The sequence below is a fragment of the uncultured Eudoraea sp. genome (genome assembly GCF_947490415.1).
GTDB lineage: Bacteria > Bacteroidota > Bacteroidia > Flavobacteriales > Flavobacteriaceae > Eudoraea.
Genome location: NZ_CANLGX010000002.1, coordinates 624,530 through 640,381 on the forward strand (window position 1 = coordinate 624,530; position 15,852 = coordinate 640,381).

Annotated in this window: 17 protein-coding genes; 7 read left to right on the forward strand and 10 right to left on the reverse strand. The window is 34.8% G+C overall.

What is annotated here, in order from left to right:
* Positions 1–164 precede the first annotated feature (164 nt).
* The 5 genes from Q0874_RS07720 to Q0874_RS07740 form a co-directional block, all read right to left on the reverse strand.
* Entirely contained in the window at positions 165–932 is a 768-nt protein-coding gene (locus Q0874_RS07720; protein ID WP_299161466.1) for a hypothetical protein, read from the reverse strand.
* A gap of 45 nt (positions 933–977) precedes the next feature.
* On the reverse strand, positions 978–1,904 hold the full coding sequence (locus Q0874_RS07725; protein ID WP_299161469.1) for an ester cyclase: 927 nt from the start codon (positions 1,902–1,904) through the stop codon (positions 978–980).
* 26 nt (positions 1,905–1,930) lie between these two features.
* Positions 1,931–2,443: a nuclear transport factor 2 family protein gene (locus Q0874_RS07730; protein ID WP_299161471.1), complete on the reverse strand. Its 513-nt coding sequence runs from the start codon at positions 2,441–2,443 to the stop codon at positions 1,931–1,933.
* Between the two features lie 67 nt (positions 2,444–2,510).
* Positions 2,511–3,281 carry a hypothetical protein gene (locus tag Q0874_RS07735; protein WP_299161473.1) on the reverse strand — a complete coding sequence of 257 codons (771 nt, stop codon included), beginning with the start codon at positions 3,279–3,281 and terminating at the stop codon, positions 2,511–2,513.
* Positions 3,282–3,326: 45 nt separating this feature from the next.
* Positions 3,327–3,842, reverse strand: coding sequence for an ester cyclase (locus Q0874_RS07740; RefSeq protein WP_299161476.1), 516 nt, complete (start codon positions 3,840–3,842; stop codon positions 3,327–3,329).
* Between the two features lie 254 nt (positions 3,843–4,096).
* Here Q0874_RS07740 and Q0874_RS07745 point away from each other — a divergent pair, with 254 nt between their 5' ends.
* Both Q0874_RS07745 and Q0874_RS07750 read left to right on the forward strand, forming a co-directional pair.
* The gene (locus tag Q0874_RS07745; protein ID WP_299161478.1) at positions 4,097–6,010 is read left to right on the forward strand and encodes a histidine kinase dimerization/phosphoacceptor domain -containing protein; all 1,914 of its coding nucleotides are present in this window, start codon (positions 4,097–4,099) and stop codon (positions 6,008–6,010) included.
* A gap of 2 nt (positions 6,011–6,012) precedes the next feature.
* The gene (locus tag Q0874_RS07750) at positions 6,013–6,750 is read left to right on the forward strand and encodes a response regulator (RefSeq protein WP_299161480.1); all 738 of its coding nucleotides are present in this window, start codon (positions 6,013–6,015) and stop codon (positions 6,748–6,750) included.
* A gap of 41 nt (positions 6,751–6,791) precedes the next feature.
* On the opposite strand, the gene Q0874_RS07755 is transcribed toward Q0874_RS07750, so the two are convergent.
* Positions 6,792–7,412, reverse strand: a complete 621-nt coding sequence (locus Q0874_RS07755) for an FMN-binding negative transcriptional regulator (RefSeq protein WP_299161482.1) — start codon at positions 7,410–7,412, stop codon at positions 6,792–6,794.
* 344 nt (positions 7,413–7,756) lie between these two features.
* Here Q0874_RS07755 and Q0874_RS07760 point away from each other — a divergent pair, with 344 nt between their 5' ends.
* The 5 genes from Q0874_RS07760 to Q0874_RS07780 all read left to right on the forward strand — a co-directional run bounded on the left by Q0874_RS07760 (position 7,757) and on the right by Q0874_RS07780 (position 11,055).
* Positions 7,757–9,088, forward strand: coding sequence for a 2TM domain-containing protein (locus tag Q0874_RS07760; protein WP_299161485.1), 1,332 nt, complete (start codon positions 7,757–7,759; stop codon positions 9,086–9,088).
* A gap of 137 nt (positions 9,089–9,225) precedes the next feature.
* Complete coding sequence (locus tag Q0874_RS07765; RefSeq protein WP_299161488.1) at positions 9,226–9,507, forward strand: 2TM domain-containing protein; 282 nt, start codon at positions 9,226–9,228, stop codon at positions 9,505–9,507.
* Positions 9,508–9,588: 81 nt separating this feature from the next.
* Positions 9,589–9,891 carry a 2TM domain-containing protein gene (locus Q0874_RS07770; RefSeq protein WP_299161490.1) on the forward strand — a complete coding sequence of 101 codons (303 nt, stop codon included), beginning with the start codon at positions 9,589–9,591 and terminating at the stop codon, positions 9,889–9,891.
* 30 nt (positions 9,892–9,921) lie between these two features.
* The gene (locus tag Q0874_RS07775; protein ID WP_299161492.1) at positions 9,922–10,233 is read left to right on the forward strand and encodes a 2TM domain-containing protein; all 312 of its coding nucleotides are present in this window, start codon (positions 9,922–9,924) and stop codon (positions 10,231–10,233) included.
* A gap of 66 nt (positions 10,234–10,299) precedes the next feature.
* Positions 10,300–11,055, forward strand: a complete 756-nt coding sequence (locus Q0874_RS07780; protein ID WP_299161494.1) for a LytTR family DNA-binding domain-containing protein — start codon at positions 10,300–10,302, stop codon at positions 11,053–11,055.
* Between the two features lie 76 nt (positions 11,056–11,131).
* On the opposite strand, the gene Q0874_RS07785 is transcribed toward Q0874_RS07780, so the two are convergent.
* The 4 genes from Q0874_RS07785 to Q0874_RS07800 form a co-directional block, all read right to left on the reverse strand.
* Positions 11,132–12,325, reverse strand: coding sequence for an LETM1-related biofilm-associated protein (locus Q0874_RS07785; protein ID WP_299161496.1), 1,194 nt, complete (start codon positions 12,323–12,325; stop codon positions 11,132–11,134).
* Positions 12,326–12,878: 553 nt separating this feature from the next.
* On the reverse strand, positions 12,879–13,466 hold the full coding sequence (locus tag Q0874_RS07790; RefSeq protein ID WP_299161498.1) for a superoxide dismutase family protein: 588 nt from the start codon (positions 13,464–13,466) through the stop codon (positions 12,879–12,881).
* 229 nt (positions 13,467–13,695) lie between these two features.
* Positions 13,696–14,910 carry a bifunctional alpha/beta hydrolase/OsmC family protein gene (locus tag Q0874_RS07795; RefSeq protein WP_299161500.1) on the reverse strand — a complete coding sequence of 405 codons (1,215 nt, stop codon included), beginning with the start codon at positions 14,908–14,910 and terminating at the stop codon, positions 13,696–13,698.
* 231 nt (positions 14,911–15,141) lie between these two features.
* Positions 15,142–15,828 carry a DUF2490 domain-containing protein gene (locus Q0874_RS07800; RefSeq protein ID WP_299161502.1) on the reverse strand — a complete coding sequence of 229 codons (687 nt, stop codon included), beginning with the start codon at positions 15,826–15,828 and terminating at the stop codon, positions 15,142–15,144.
* Positions 15,829–15,852 lie beyond the last annotated feature (24 nt).

Below are 15,852 nucleotides of genomic sequence, written 5' to 3' on the forward strand. Positions count from 1 at the left end.
TTTTTTCTTACCCGGAAAGGCAAATATTAATGATAAAAAAATGCTATTTCATTACAGATTAAGGGCAAAAACAAAACCCGGTATTTACCGGGTTTTGAATGGTTGGTACGTTTAAAATCTATATCATTTTAAACTACAGTATTGGTTTTTATTTAGACTAACGGTTATTCCTGTCTGTTTTGAGCATTGACAGTACCGCTCAGTCCGCTTAGGTCTTCTCTAAATGTCCATAATTCTGAACGCTCTCCATTCGTAGCTGCTTCTACGTCTTTAAGAAATTTCATAAAACTTCCTTCTCCATGTACTTCGTCAAACTTTTTTGGAAAAGTATCTTCACGACCCATCCATCCTGAATTACTAAAGAAATTTACAAAAGCCATATCTCGCCCATCCTGGCTATCGGGCATTTCATTGGTATAAACACCATAGGCCTCATCAGGATTTTTTTCCGCATTTACTTTTTTTACTCTTTCCAGAATACTTATCATTTCAGGGTATTTAAACCGTTTAAAATCTACCATAAACACTGACAAATACTTCAAGTTAAAATCGGCAGAAAAATTGGAGAATTGTGGATGAAACCTCCAGTAAGTGACGTCGCTCTCGGCTGTTGTATAAGGAACTACATTTTTGCTCCAATCTTCATCATGACCTTCAGCTGCGGGCCTGCTATCCATTGCACTCCAGGGCAAAGGTCCCATTGCCCATATATATTTCCCGGCATTTTTCCCATTCGAAATCCAATAAACACGAGCACCATGTGTGCCTTCTGCATGGTATTTTTTATTGTGTGCCGCTAAACCTGCTTCTAATTCCATGGTTTTTGCAGGAATAGCGGTAAGCATGACATTTTCCATGACCATGTATTCTTGTTCGCCTTGAGATATTACTAAAAAGGGTAAAAGTAACATCAGATAAAGAAATTTTCTCATTTTGATTATAATTAAAGGTTAGAAATTTATTTTACATTTTCACTATTAGTTAGCCTTCGGTGGTGTAACTGTGTATCCTAATTGACTCAACATGTCCATATTGTCAAAAAAGGCATCCTCCTGGACTGCTAGTCCGTTACTATCAAATGCCCAAACACTGTATCCATGGATCTCCATTTTTTTACCGGTTGGAGGATTGTCCATAAATGGCCCCGTATTAGTTCCAGTACAGGTCCAGTTTATATAGGACTTTCCGTCTTTTAGAAAATAACTATCCAGGCTTACTTTGAAATCGGGGAATCCGGTATGGAATTGATTCATCATTTCTGTATATTCAGACTGATTGTTGGTTTGTCGTGTACCATTCGAATTTCTAATAATGCTAACCGAAGAAAGCGCTTTAAAGGCTTCAGCATCATTATTGTTCCAGGCTTCAATCATTTTATCATGATTGGCCATAATGGTTTTTTCGATTTCAGGTGCATTTTTCATCTCTTCAATTTCTTCAAGAGCGTTTTGCATAATGGAGTTATCCCAAAAACCATTCTCTTGTACTATTTTCCCATTTAAAACATGGACGGAAAGATGCACAGGTAATACAACTACTTTATTATTTTCTTTAAGTGTGCCTTCCCATCTTCCCCATAAATTAACCCATGTATTCCCTTTATCGCTTAATATTTTTTCATAAATCACATTGTCACCAAATCCGTATGAACTTAATAGCGCAATAGTACTTTTATGCCCTTCCATAGATTGGGCTACTGTTATACTGTCATCCCATTGGTTGTAGTAGACTTTTGCGGTATCTGCATATTTTTCCTTCCAGCTGTCCCAATCCCCATTTTGGTAATCGGCCAGCAAGCCTTTTACTAAATCCACTTCAGGTCCGGAGGTGCTATACCTTTCCGCTTTTTGTTCACAAGCCATAAAAAAGATAACGGCAAGTCCTATCAAAAGTATTTTTTTCATTTATTTTAAATTTTAGTTTATGATTATTATTCCATCACATCTTCTTCCTCTGCCATTTCTGATTCAATTTTTTGCATTACTGCCATGTATTCCGATAAATCATAGTAGCCATGTTCTTCCACTATTTTACCATTGACAAACTGTAAGGTAAGATGAACCGGTATTATGAGTTTTTGATTATTGGCTGCGATAGTTCCTTCCCAGGTTCCCCAAAAATTTACCCACTTCTCTCCTTTATCATCAATCACCATTTCATAGAATATATCCTTGTCTGTAAATCCATAACTAGATGCACCTGCGAGTAATCCTTTGAGACCTTCTAATAATTCAGCAGGTGTAGAATCTTCGAGCGTGTTATGATGAACTTTGGCGGTATCTGCGTAATGAGTCATCCAGGCGTTCCAGTCTCCTGCGTTATAATCCTTTACCAGAGCCTTAACTTCATCTATTTCCGGAGATGAGGAGAAATATTTTTGTTCCGCATTTTTACAGCTTATAAAAAAGACTGTTGCAACACATAATAAGAGAATTTTTTTCATATTTTAATTTTTGTGGTTAGTGAAGAGTAAACCCCCAATAATCAAAAATTATTGGGGGTTATAGTTTTTATTTTGACGGACTGTAGGCCATGTCCGGTCTCATTCTTCCTGAAAATACTTCATATTTTAACAAATTACTTCTTAGTTCGTTGTATAATTTAGGCCACTCATCACCCAAGAGTTCATTGTTTGAATCTACTTTTGCACTATAGTCTGCTGCGTTTTTTGCAGCTACCGCTACCATATAAAATTCACCTCTGTTACCGAAACCACTTTTGTAAACCCTGTAATATAATTTTGAGCCTTTACTCGCAAATAAATTTGTTATCGCTTCCATATTCTTTTTTACCATAACCCGATTTCCAGGAGTAATATGAAAATAGAAGAATTTACGATAATCTTCGCCTTCAGGTGTTTGAGTTATACCCTCTGGCATATAAGACAATGCCTTGTCTAAATGTATTATGTAATCCTGTTCAATATCATAACATTCATCCATTCTGTTAAACAAATTGGAAAAGGCCTCTGAACCCATTTTTTCCATCAGGGTTTTGAATATCGGCTTATCAATATCTGCCATATTTGCAATAGGGGATATCCATAGATACCGGTCATCTTCTGTATTGGTTACAATGGCATTAAGTTCCTGAATGTTGTGTTTTTTTAGGTTATCCGTTAATTCTTTGCAAATAGACTCGTAATCGGCCACCTTAGAAGGTTTTACTACATCCTCATGTATCCAATATGACTGGGAATTACTATCTTCCTGGGCCAGACCTATCGCTCCGGTAAGTAATAGTAAAAATAAACTTGTTAATCCTGTCTTTAATGTTCTCATTGTTAATTCAATTTTAGTTAAACTTATTAAAATATAGTGTTCAAATTATTCAAGTACCGGCGATGTAAGGGTATAGCCCAGTTGTTGCAGCAGATCCAGTTCGTTATAATAGACGTCTTCCTTATATAATTTTCCTTCTTCATTGAAATAAAGGTGCGAAAGTCCCTGAATCTTAATTTTTTTACCCGTGGCCCGCATCTCGCCAAACTCTCCGGTATTACTTCCGGTACATTCCCAATTCATAAATATGTTGTTACCTTCAATATACGCATCACTATATTGAATTTTTAGATCGGGAAAACCTGTAAAATAAACATTCATGTGAGCCGCCATTTCATTTTCATTCCCTGCGACATAAATGCCATTAAGAATTCTGGTAAAATTCTTATCTACCAATTCATTTAATTTAGAGACATTTTGATCATTCCAGCAAGAATCAATAAACACATTTAAATTATTGGCAAGTTGATCGTTTATAGACAATTCCGAATTTTTGTTCACTGGTTTACATGCTGCAATTACAACAAATAAAATTAAAATTTGAATGATAGATTTGGACATGGTTTTCCACACAAATTAACCGATAAGCGTTCATTATACCTATGCGGTATGCTAAAGAAGCAAAATATTGGTAAAAATAAAAGTATGTATGGACGAATAGCCCTATTTACTGTCCGAATGTCTATTTTCACTTAACAAAGCAATTATTATGTTAAAATTTGTATATTTAAAGAATTACATGCCCCCTCGATTATTTCTAAATTAATATGGTGAACCGATTTTTAACGGTTTTGGTTTTCTTCATATGTTCATTTTTGAGCCCTAAAATTCTGCAGTCCCAGATTGTAGACTTTCAAAGTGAAAATTCCTACAAAAGAGTATTTGTTGATACGGACAATTTTGGCAGCTCCTATCTCGACATCCTGGAAAAAAGCTACCCATTAATTAAAATTGATACTATCCAATTCAGTATTCTCAATGACCTTGCTTATTACTGGCATACAAGGAATTTAACAAAAGCCTTAAGTTTTGCAAAGGAAGGCTTACAAATAACCCGCGAAAAGAATGATAGCCTATGGGAAGGCAGGTTTCAAATTACGGAGGGTGCTATTCTTTTAAGGATGGAAAAACTAGATAGCGCAAGATTTACCTTAGAATCTGCAATGAAAAAAGTTTTGAAGAAAGACCTGCCACTGATCTATACTCAGTTGGGATATGTATATGAAAGACAGGGAAAACTGGATAAGGCCGCCGATATTGCTATGGAAACCCTGCTTTTAGGGGATGAATTAAAGGATAAAAGAGCAATGGCCGTTGCTTTTAGTGATTTGAGTAATTTATTTTGGAAACAAGCACGCTATGAAAAGGCTTTGGAATATGGATTAAAGTCCTTAGTTCTTTTTGAAGAAAGAGGAATTAACGACCTGGATTATGATTTTACCCTATATGTGGTTGGGAATTGCTATCTGGCACTGGATAAACATGAAGAAGCTCTTAATTATTACGAACATTCTACAGCCATTGGTGAGCGATATGGATTTTTTAATAATCTATGCGACGTATATATTTCTATGGTATATCTAAAGGCTTACCTGAACGATTTTGATGCAGCAGATCTGGCAGGTGAAAATGCCGTAAAATATGGACAATTATTGGATAATAACTTTATGTTAATGCGCTCATGGTTGTCCATAGGTAAGCTACAAAACCTACAGGGAAAATACATTTCCGCAATTGAGAGTCTTGAGAGAAGTATTGACATAGCCACAGATAATTTTGGAGATGATTTTTATCTTAGCCAGGCTTATGAGGCATTGGGTAAAGCCTATGCAGGCAATCACAATTACCGGGAAGCATATCAGGCGTATGCAGAGTACGATAAACTAAAAAAGGAGATATTTACTGCCGAGGCAGATAAGCATATTTCATTATTACTTACAGAGTTTGATGTAGCTCAAAAAGAGAGTACCATAATGGTCCAGGAAAATCAAATTAAAAAGCAAAGATCAAGACAGACGCTAATGATTCTTATTGGAGCGCTATTGCTAATGATTTTATTACTCCTGTACAATACCGTACAAACCAATAAGAAGAAAAACAGATTGCTTAAAAAGCAAAATGACGAAAAAGAATTTTTGCTAAAAGAAATACACCATCGTGTAAAAAATAATTTGGAAATTGTATCAAGTTTATTATCCCTGCAATCCGAACAGATAGGGGATTCAAAGGTTGCCGACGCTATGCAGAAAAGTCAATATCGAGTTCATAGCATGAGCATGATTCACCAAAAACTATATCAGGGTAAAAGTTTTTCATCTATTGAAATGAAAGAATATTTCATGAACCTGGGGAATTATATCATAGATATTTTTGGGGCTTCAGACAGAGTGCGTATTGTATGTGAGATGGCGGAATTGGAATTGGATGTGGATACTGCTATTCCAATAGGGCTAATAGTAAATGAGTTGCTTACGAATTCTTTAAAATATGCTTTTCCAGAAAATCGTAATGGGCTCATAAAAATTAGTCTAATAGAATTAGGGAATCATTTGCAGCTTGAGGTGTCAGATGACGGCATAGGAAAAAACTATCACGAAAAAATTGAAGGTACGGGCTTTGGTACACAATTAATAGAATTACTAACCAGACAATTAGAAGGTAAAATGTCTTTAAGTATTAAAAAAGGCACAGCAGTTTCTTTTGAATTTCAAAACCATAAAGCAGCTTAAATATGGATAAGTTAATTAGAATATTAATAGTCGAAGATGATATGATTATTGCGGCTAATCTTTCATTACAATTAACAAAGTTAGGTTATGAAGTTATTGGTATAGTGTCCAGGGGTGAAGACGCAATTAGTAATGCAAACCAAAATAAACCTGATATTATTTTGATGGATATAAACCTTAAGGGTCCTATAGATGGAATAGATGCAGCTATTGCTATTCATTTGCAAAATGAAATACCCATAATTTATTTAACTGCTAACAATGATGATGGTACTTTTTCCAGGGCAAAGGAAACCCAACCTTATGCTTTTATTTCCAAACCGTTTAACAAATTAAATCTTCAGCGAACTATAGCATTAGTTGTTGAGCAATTAAAGGATAACGGAAGTTTAAAACAAAATCAGGTCCAAAGTAATTTACAGGTTTTACCAGATCGAATTTTTGTTAGACATAATGGGAGAATGGTTAAAATATTATTAGATCATATTCTTTATATTGAGGCAGAACGTAACTATTGCAATATCACAACAGCATTAGGTAAGTATTTGGTTGTAAGCACTTTAAAAACAATTGAAAATGAATTAAAAGATAGTTGTTTTATACGCGTACACAGGTCATTTATAGTTAACATATGTAAGTTGGATGTTGTAGCCGATAGTCATCTCGAGATAGACAGAAAGGTTATTCCTATAAGCAAGTCCTATAAGGAATTTTTACTGGGAAGACTGCACACTATTTAGCGTTTAATAGAAGGACTTTCCTTAACCATAAATTTACTTATTTAATTTTTTTTGCTTTTGCTTTTTTTCATGGCTTCTGCAATGCCGTGCCCACCGCCGGTATTTCGTTTTTCTAGCTCCTTGATTATTTTGGGATGATCGTGTTCCCGTCCTTGCGACAGCTTATAAGCCGCCTGTATTTCCTTGATATGAATCTCAAAACCTATTACACCTTTCACTTGCCTGAGTGTGTTTTTTGATAAATTGTTTAGGGAGATTGGTTTTTCGGATTGACGCTCGTATTTGTCAACCAGTTTATGAAGAGAAGCCATCAGCGCCTGCTCGTCCTGTATTTTTAATTTTCCGTAAATATGCACTGCAATATAATTCCAGGTAGGAACTTCTTCTTCTGCGTACCATGATGAAGAAACATAAGTGTGTGGCCCGTTAAATATACAAAGTACTTCGGTGTCTTCAACAAAATATTTCCATTGCGGATTTGCTTTTGCGATATGACCTACCAGGATATCATTGCCATTACGATCCTTATCTAATTCCAATGGGATATGAGTGGCCCAAGGTTTACCACCTACATAATTAATTAAAATACCAAAGGAATTATTAATAATGAACTCCTTAACTTCTTTAAGGTTTTCATTTATATAGTGCTGCGGGATATACATACGTTTACCATTACTTATTCTCCGCCAAAGGAGGGTCTAAATTACAACTAGTCATGGAAAAACAACAATTGGGAAGATCTTTTTTATATGCGAAGATATTTATAGACATATTTGAACATATTCAATCGTATAAAGCCGGAAAGATGAAAAACATATTCTTAATTATACCCTTTCTTAGTGTCGTTTCAGTAATGACCTATAATTTTCCAAGGAACTTTTTGCTAACTTTAATCCAAGAGGAGTAATTTATCTTAAGAATAGAATAGAAGGCATTCCAGAGATTTTAAATACCGGCGATACAATTGAATTTAAATGAATAGAAATTTCATTATTACTTTTTAAATATGAGATATTTGGTTAAGGTTTTTAGAATAGGCCTTTTGGTGGGTTTTGTTTTGTCCGTCATTTTTATCAGCATTGAATTCTTTGCAAACGGGACCGTTGAATTTGATAAGAATTTATGGGTAGGAGTTGGTTACAATTTTCTCTATTCAATAGTTCTAACGCTAATCAATACTTCTTTTTTTGAGTATTTAAATAAGCGGGTTATTTGGAAAAAATACGGCAAATATAGATTGGCAATAGGAGCTGCAGGCAGTGTTGTTTTAACTATGATCGGAATTCTGTGGATACGCATAGTAATTCGAATGGGTTTTGAGGGAGCGGATTGGGAGGGGTTTCTCTCGGGTGAAAGGGCCATCAATTACTTTATTGCCCTAATAATCACCCTGGTTATAACCATTCTTTTCCACGCCATTTATTTTTACAGGTCTTTACAAGACAGGAAAGTAAAGGAACAAAAGATTATTGCAGGAACCGCCTCGGCAAAATTCGATGCTTTAAAGAATCAATTGGATCCTCATTTTTTGTTTAATAGCCTTAATGTACTTACAAGTTTAATTGAAGAAGATCCTGATCAGGCTCAAAAATTTACAACATCACTATCCAAAGTTTACAGGTATGTTCTGGAGCAAAAAAATAAGGACCTGGTGACTGTAGACGAGGAACTTCAGTTTGCAAGAACATATATACGGTTACTCAAAATGCGTTTTGAAGACAGTATTCTGTTTGATATCCCGGACAAATGCAGTAATCCTGAAGCTAAAATAGTCCCCCTTTCTTTGCAATTATTGCTTGAGAATGCAGTAAAACACAATGTAGTTAGCAGTTCAAGGCCTTTAAACATTAAAGTCTATGAAGAAAATGACGTTTTGGTTATTCAGAATAATTTTCAGGAAAAACAGGTGGTTAAGAAAAGCAGTGGCGTGGGATTGAGAAATATTCAGCAACGATATTCTATTTTGTCAAATAGGGAAGTCCATATAGATAAAACTGCTGCTTATTTTAAGGTCTCTTTACCTATGCTTTCCAAAAAGGTGAGCCTAACCGCCTCACAAGAAACTTATATAAGCGATAAAAGATATCAGAAGGCCAAAGAACGCGTAGAAGCTATTAAGGGCTTCTATGGGAATTTAACAGCTTACTGTATTGTAATTCCTTTATTGATATGGTTGAATTTAAGGTCGAGCAGTTTTCCATGGGCCATCTTTCCTGCACTGGGATGGGGTTTTGGTCTCACGATACACGGGATGGAGGCTTTTGGCTATAATCCTTTATGGGGAAAAAGTTGGGAAGAAAAAAAGATAAAGGAGCTCATGGATGATGATAAATTTTAATCAATGATGCCTCCAAGATTTTAAACAACAATTCGTCATCAAAATATTACAGTTGAGACTAATAATTTTAGAATTTTTGCCAACATTTCGGAATTTTAAACTGTATTTAATATAACGACATGTATAAAATTGAAATCATGAATAATAGTAGTAAAGAAGCAAGTTTTTTAAGAGCAAAACAACAGGTAACGGCAATAAAACATTTCTATTTAAGCCTGGTTTTATACTGTATTGTAATCCCAATACTAATTTGGATAAATTATCAGACGACCAGTTTTCCCTGGGCCGTATTTCCTGCCCTAGGTTGGGGTTTTGGACTGGTGGCAAAAGGTTTAGCTGTCCATGGAATTAATCCTTTGTGGGGTAAGGTGTGGGAACAGAGGAAAATACAGGAATTAATGAGGAAAGAGGATTTTTAGCCTTTTTCCATTGATAAGTTTATGATTTATATAAATTAAATAATATGGAAAGGATAATTACTAACCAAAAATATAAGTGTCATGGAAAATTTTAATAAAGAAACAAAATATCTGAGAGCCAAAGAACGCGTGGAAAAACTTAAAAAATTCTACGGAAATCTCTTATCATATGTACTCGTAATAGCTCTTTTGGCTGGGATTAATTATTGGACTAATGAATGGCGGTATATGTGGTTTTTATGGGCTGCCTTTGGATGGGGAATCGGAATTGTTTTTCAGGCCATTCAGATTTTTAATATAAATCCTTTTTTTGGGAGGGATTGGGAAGAGCGCAAGATAAAGGAGATAATGCGCGATGAAGAACAGCAAAACAGATGGGAGTAAAAATTAGTAGAATATTAAATAATAAAAGAAATGGAGAATGACAACAAGTTAAACAGAGCTAAAAAGAAAGTAGAAGAGATGAAAGGGTTTTACATTCATCTTGCAGTTTATATTGTGATTAATGCTTTTATTCTCGCTAATGTTTATATGAGGACTCTTGGAGATGGGGAGAGTTTTTGGAAATTTTCCACTTTTTTCACCCCCATATTCTGGGGAATTGGAGTAGTGTTTCATGCAGCTCATGTATTTAATTATAATCCTTTCTTTGGCAAAAGTTGGGAAGAACGGCAGATTCAAAAATACATTGACAAAGACAAACGTGAAGCAGAAAAGTTTAAATAATAATCAGCTCTAATTATATATGCGAGTTAAAATGAATAGAAATCATAGCTTAATTAAATTTGCGGTATGAACGTATTAATTATTGAGGATGAAAAACCTGCGGCAAGACGTTTAGCCCGATTGTTAAATGAACTGGATGTTCAGGTAGCTACCATGCTTCATTCAGTTGAAGAATCTGTTGAATGGTTTCAGAACAATGATCATCCTGATTTGATTTTCCTCGATATTCAGCTTTCCGATGGTTTGTCTTTTGAAATTTTTGATTTGGTTGAGGTAAAAAGCGCTATCATTTTTACCACAGCTTATGATGAATATGCTCTTCAGGCTTTTAAACTTAACAGTATTGATTATCTTCTAAAACCCATTGACGATGAAGAGTTAGAAAGTGCGGTTATAAAATATCAAAATCTGAAACCGGACCATAATCAATTAAGCCTGGATTTTGAGGATATTAAAAAATTACTTGTCAACCCACTTGAAAGAGAATACAAAAAAAGATTCACTATTCGACTTGGACAGCATTTGAAAATTATCAATGCCGATGAAATTGAATGTTTCTATAGCGAAAATAAAGGTACGTATGCATCAACTACAGAAGGAAGAAACTATCTTTTGGATACTACATTAGAAAACCTTGAGAATGAATTATCACCTCAAATATTCTTTAGAGTGAGCAGAAAATTCTATATCAATATCAATCACATAAAAGACATTGTTTCTTACACCAATTCTCGCCTGATAATCAAGTTGAATCGCTATAATGAGCAGGAAATAATAGTAAGTAGGGAAAGGGTAAAAGATTTTAAGTTATGGTTAGAATAACTATGATTAAGTATCTGATATAAAAATACTTAGAATTAACTATAGATATTTCTTATAGTAGCTTTTTAACAATATTTCAGGACTTTTCATCTACTCTGTTGTCATCAAAAGCAGAAGGCAGTAATTTAGGAATTAATTTTATAAAAATTGGCAATAAAACTGCTCCTCCGGGTAATAAAAATATAGCCAGGGATGGTATGCTTTTAAAAATATCTATAAGGTGATTTTGGACTTTTTTCTTTTCCTCTGAACTGAGGTCCTTAACCGTGGACTTAGAAAGTAGCTGCATCAATTCTTTGCTCTCTGATAATTCTTTTTGAAGTCTTTTATTATTTCTTAGAATTAGTTTATTGACCACTTTGGACATGCTATCGTAAAATTGAATTGCCATGTTGGGGTCCTTCAGAAAAGGAATATTCGCAGAATTTTTCTCAAAGAAAGAAGTAATTTCTTCCAGTGATCGGGAAATCTCTTTTCTCTCAAAACCAAGATTCTTACCTATACCAAAAATAAATTCAGATTCCTGATATTCCAGTGTTTTATCTTCCCAAACAGTAAGACATGCCACATCCAGAAAATAATGATTTTCCCAGATAACTGAGTTATTCAATAGTTGGGCTCTGTATGAACCGTCAAATTCTTGTTTTTCACCATCAATAAAGGTCATGGAAGAAGCAAAAAGTTGGGCTAAACGTTCATCCGTTTTGTTTTTCTCTTTAGAGTTTAGTGCATGTGCGGTAACATTTATGGTAAGGTATTCTAAGGTTTGAGCGTGTTCCCTAATATTTTTGCCTCCGTTCAAGTAGTATTTGAATGTAAGAACATCAATAAATAATAATGAGTTTGTGATAATTCTGTTAAAGGTTTTACTAAATACATTATCACCTAGATAAACCCTGGAATCAATAAGTTTTTCAAGTTGCTTAGAGGTTTTACTACCGGCAAGGATTTTATTAAGAAAGGAAATGTTACTAACATTCAGTTCCTGATAAAATTGAAAAATTGTGTGAACAAAATCATCAAAATTAGAATTGTTATGTTCTAATTTAAAGGTAAAGAATAAGGCCGTAAGCAGGTTAATTTTTGCCTTTTCATCCTCTGACAAAGTGTGTTCAGGTTTAATAAAACCCGGAATCTTGATATTTAATCCATAGACAAAACCAGATGTTTTAAGCCCTCCGTAAAGATTCCTGAAATCGTTAAAAACTTCAAGATTATCTTTTACATCGTGCCCGAATTTGTCAATCCAACCGGATGCGGATGGGTTCATTGGCTTGATCTTTTAAAAAGTCAAAGTAAAACAAAATATGGGACATTCCCTTTGTTGTCTCTCTTATTAAAATGGAAAATTGGTATGTTGTAACTGTTATCAACTTAATTTTATTTTTATATCAACCGTAATTTGGAATTGAAAAATTTAAAATTAATCAGTGTTCAATTCATTTGATATTTTGTTTTTTTTAACTTTTTCTTAGGAAATTATGGATGAAATGCTTATGTTTAACGTTCAAATGCTATCAGAGCATTTCTGCAATGCCCCAAGTATTACAGAAATCTGAATTTATTTATTAGTACGTTTTCGAGAATATTAACCCAAATCAACCTCGTTATGGAATATTATATTTTCTCTGTTTGGTTTATAGTTATGTCGTTTCTTCTATTTAAAGTTTTTAAAGCCCATTATTCCTTGAGAAAAAAATAGGGCAAAAAAAATATTTACATATTGATCGACTTTTACTGAAAAGACCATAAACAAATAGGCCTCTTAAAACTTAAAATGGCCGCTAATTTAGCAGCCATATTTTAATAAAATTATAGGTTTTCTATTGAATAATACCGGTGCAACTTACTCTGGCACCTGCGGCACCACTGGGTTGCGATGTAAAATCATCAACTCCCTGATGTACAATTACAGCTTTGCCTAAAATGTTCATATTTTCATCTTCGCAGCCTATACACCACTGATCGGTACTAAATTCAACAACGGCATTACCCTCTGCATCTGCCGTAAAATTACCGATATCTCCTTTATGGTAACCCTCGGCCATACCCCATTTTCCATGTGGCTCATGGGTAGGGTTCCAATGCCCTCCGGAGGACGTGCCATCATCAGAAGAACAATCTGCCTTTTCGTGAATATGAATTGCATGTTCTCCGGGGCTAAGTCCACTTAAGGTGGCTTTCATCATTACCATTCCGTTTTCTTCTGTAAAGACCACTTCACCCTGCACATTGCTATCACTTTTGGGTTCCATAGAAAATTTTATAACTTCTACTTTAGCTTCCTCCGCTGTTTTTTCCACAGCTTCGTCCGTAGCCGCATTACTTTCTTTTTCAGTCTTTTTACCATCTTTACAATTATATGCCAGTACAAGAATCATACTTAGTACGATGATGTGTATTTTCTTCATTTGTTTTTCGTTTTATGTTACTGACGAAAGTTACGCAATATTCGCTGGTAAGTCAACACAATATTTACAATCATTTGAATAAAACCCTCGGATAGCAGTCTTAATTTAAGGCGATTACGCGGTTAAACGGATTCTTCATAGTATAGTTCAGACTTTTAATTTCTCCTTAACTTATAAATTATACTTCTTTTATAACATCGGTAAATATTTCAAAAAGGATTGTTTAGAATTAGTCAATGATTTTTGTGATGACCTGTATCTCGCTGTGCAAAGTTTTATGAACCGGACATTTATTTGCTATATCCAGGATGCGTTGAGTCTGTTTCTCATCAACACTACCAGTTAGTTTTAGTTCCCTGTGAAATGTATCTATTTTTGCCCCGGGGGACTCACAATCCTGGCAATCCTCAGCATGTGATTTACTAAATGAGGAGTGTACTTCAACGTTTTTCAGGTCCCATCCTTTGCGTTTTACGTACATCTGAATAGTCATGGCCGTACAAGCCGCCAAACCTGCAGAGACCAACTCATATGGAGAAGGTCCAAAATCATTACCGCCAAATTCTTCCGGTTCATCCGCTATCATATAATGATTTCCTACTTTCATTGAAGTTGAAAACCCTTCATCCGCATCCAGGCTTGCCACCGCCTGGTGTTCGGAGTTAATACTTTTATCCTGAGGAATATCGAGGTAACGTTGCGCCCAACCCGAAATAACATTACCTGCATAGGTTGAATCTTTTTTATCTGAAAGGAGATGATCTGCCCCATCTAAAGAAATAAAGCTCTTTGGGTGATGTGCAGCGATATAAATTTCTTCTGCATTTTTAATAGCCACCGTTTGATCTTGTGGAGAATGCAATATCAAAATTGGTTTGCGTAATTCTTTGACTGTTTGTGAAATCGTTCTATTTTCCAAATCCTCAAGAAATTGTTTTTTAATGGTAAAATCGCGTCCGCCTATATTAACCAGGGCCTTCCCATTTAAGTTTATTTCCTCGATATTACTCTTAAGTAAACGTTTTACATGCACAGGATTAGAGGGAGCAGCAATCGTCGCTATAGCTTTTATCGATGCTATTTCTGCTGCTGCCAGGAGTACTGCCGCGCCCCCAAGAGAATGTCCTATTAAAAGGGTTGGTGCTTTGTGAGTGTTACTCAGATGTTCTGCTGCAGCTATCAAATCTTCAACGTTCCCCGAAAAATTGGTGTCTGCAAAATCTCCCTCGCTCTCACCCAGACCAGTGAAATCAAAACGTAAAACACCAAAACCACTGGAAGTAAGTGATTTACTAATATTTTTAATGGATAACAGATTTTTATTACAAGTAAAACAATGTGCAAATAACACGTAGTTATGCGGTAGTTGATTTGCAGGTAGCTCTAACCTACCCACCAGTTTCTGCCCCGACTTGTTTTGAAATAGTACTTTTTGAAGACTCATATTGCTTTTTAATTAATTGGTAGTCGAATGAAAGGTACTAAACTTTCTTACAGATCGAAATTGACACTAATGGACAGATTTATAAAAAAATATGGAAATAACTCTATGAGGCTGAGTGATTTGGATATACTTAAGTTTAGGTCTTAAACGGGTATTAACAGTAATCCCTACCTCTAAGTTTTTTATATTTTTGGTAGGTAACTATACCATTTTAGCATTGGTAGGAATAGGTTATTTTACTTCATTCTTTTTTCGGCGTAAATCCGGGTTGTAGAAAACGGCTAATTGCAATCGATCGTAATTAGCTGTATTAAAATGGTTTTTCAAATACCCTAACTGCAAACTTAAATTTTCAACAATATTTATCCCCAGAGCAGCATACAGTCTGTTCTGCCCAAAAATTTCATCCTGAAGATTCAAAAATATCTCATCATAGAAGTTGAGGAAAAAGGTATTGGTAAGTGGAAGTGTGATTTGTAATCTATACCGTGCTCTATGTTGGGTGTCAGAAAACGTTCCTGAATTCAAAAAACGCTGTTCAAAGCGAAAACGATGTTCAAATAATAATTCCCAAACCTTGTTTTTGAGGATAAATTGTTCAAAAATTCTGTTTTCCAGCAGCTTATTTTCGTTAGGGATATCTTCAAAACTTGTATCGGTATCAATATAGCCATAACCTATAGTAGCAATGGCTTCAGAACTAATATGGTAATTCAGTCCGGTTCTGAGCAGTAATTGATTAAAATTACTTGTGGTTTCATAATATCTAAATTGAGCTTCTGTATGAATACTAAATCGCTCAGAGACTTTATTGGTACCAAAGTACATGTACCATGCGCCTAATTTGTCTTCTCCTGTTTCCTGAGCTTGATTATTTGTTGCAATAAGTAATGTAAGAATGGCTAGTAATTTTCTCATAAGGTAACATCTTTTATAAAAGTG

Coding starts and splice junctions, on each gene's coding strand:
- Q0874_RS07730 (WP_299161471.1), bottom strand. CDS start 2,443: ATGAAAAAAATTCTCTTATTATGTGTTGCAACAGTCTTTTTTATAAGC.
- Q0874_RS07800 (WP_299161502.1), bottom strand. CDS start 15,828: ATGAGAAAATTACTAGCCATTCTTACATTACTTATTGCAACAAATAAT.
- Q0874_RS07735 (WP_299161473.1), bottom strand. CDS start 3,281: ATGAGAACATTAAAGACAGGATTAACAAGTTTATTTTTACTATTACTT.
- Q0874_RS07795 (WP_299161500.1), bottom strand. CDS start 14,910: ATGAGTCTTCAAAAAGTACTATTTCAAAACAAGTCGGGGCAGAAACTG.
- Q0874_RS07720 (WP_299161466.1), bottom strand. CDS start 932: ATGAGAAAATTTCTTTATCTGATGTTACTTTTACCCTTTTTAGTAATA.
- Q0874_RS07765 (WP_299161488.1), top strand. CDS start 9,226: ATGAATAATAGTAGTAAAGAAGCAAGTTTTTTAAGAGCAAAACAACAG.
- Q0874_RS07755 (WP_299161482.1), bottom strand. CDS start 7,412: ATGTATATCCCGCAGCACTATATAAATGAAAACCTTAAAGAAGTTAAG.
- Q0874_RS07785 (WP_299161496.1), bottom strand. CDS start 12,325: ATGAACCCATCCGCATCCGGTTGGATTGACAAATTCGGGCACGATGTA.
- Q0874_RS07770 (WP_299161490.1), top strand. CDS start 9,589: ATGGAAAATTTTAATAAAGAAACAAAATATCTGAGAGCCAAAGAACGC.
- Q0874_RS07760 (WP_299161485.1), top strand. CDS start 7,757: ATGAGATATTTGGTTAAGGTTTTTAGAATAGGCCTTTTGGTGGGTTTT.
- Q0874_RS07780 (WP_299161494.1), top strand. CDS start 10,300: ATGAACGTATTAATTATTGAGGATGAAAAACCTGCGGCAAGACGTTTA.
- Q0874_RS07775 (WP_299161492.1), top strand. CDS start 9,922: ATGGAGAATGACAACAAGTTAAACAGAGCTAAAAAGAAAGTAGAAGAG.
- Q0874_RS07725 (WP_299161469.1), bottom strand. CDS start 1,904: ATGAAAAAAATACTTTTGATAGGACTTGCCGTTATCTTTTTTATGGCT.
- Q0874_RS07750 (WP_299161480.1), top strand. CDS start 6,013: ATGGATAAGTTAATTAGAATATTAATAGTCGAAGATGATATGATTATT.
- Q0874_RS07790 (WP_299161498.1), bottom strand. CDS start 13,466: ATGAAGAAAATACACATCATCGTACTAAGTATGATTCTTGTACTGGCA.
- Q0874_RS07740 (WP_299161476.1), bottom strand. CDS start 3,842: ATGTCCAAATCTATCATTCAAATTTTAATTTTATTTGTTGTAATTGCA.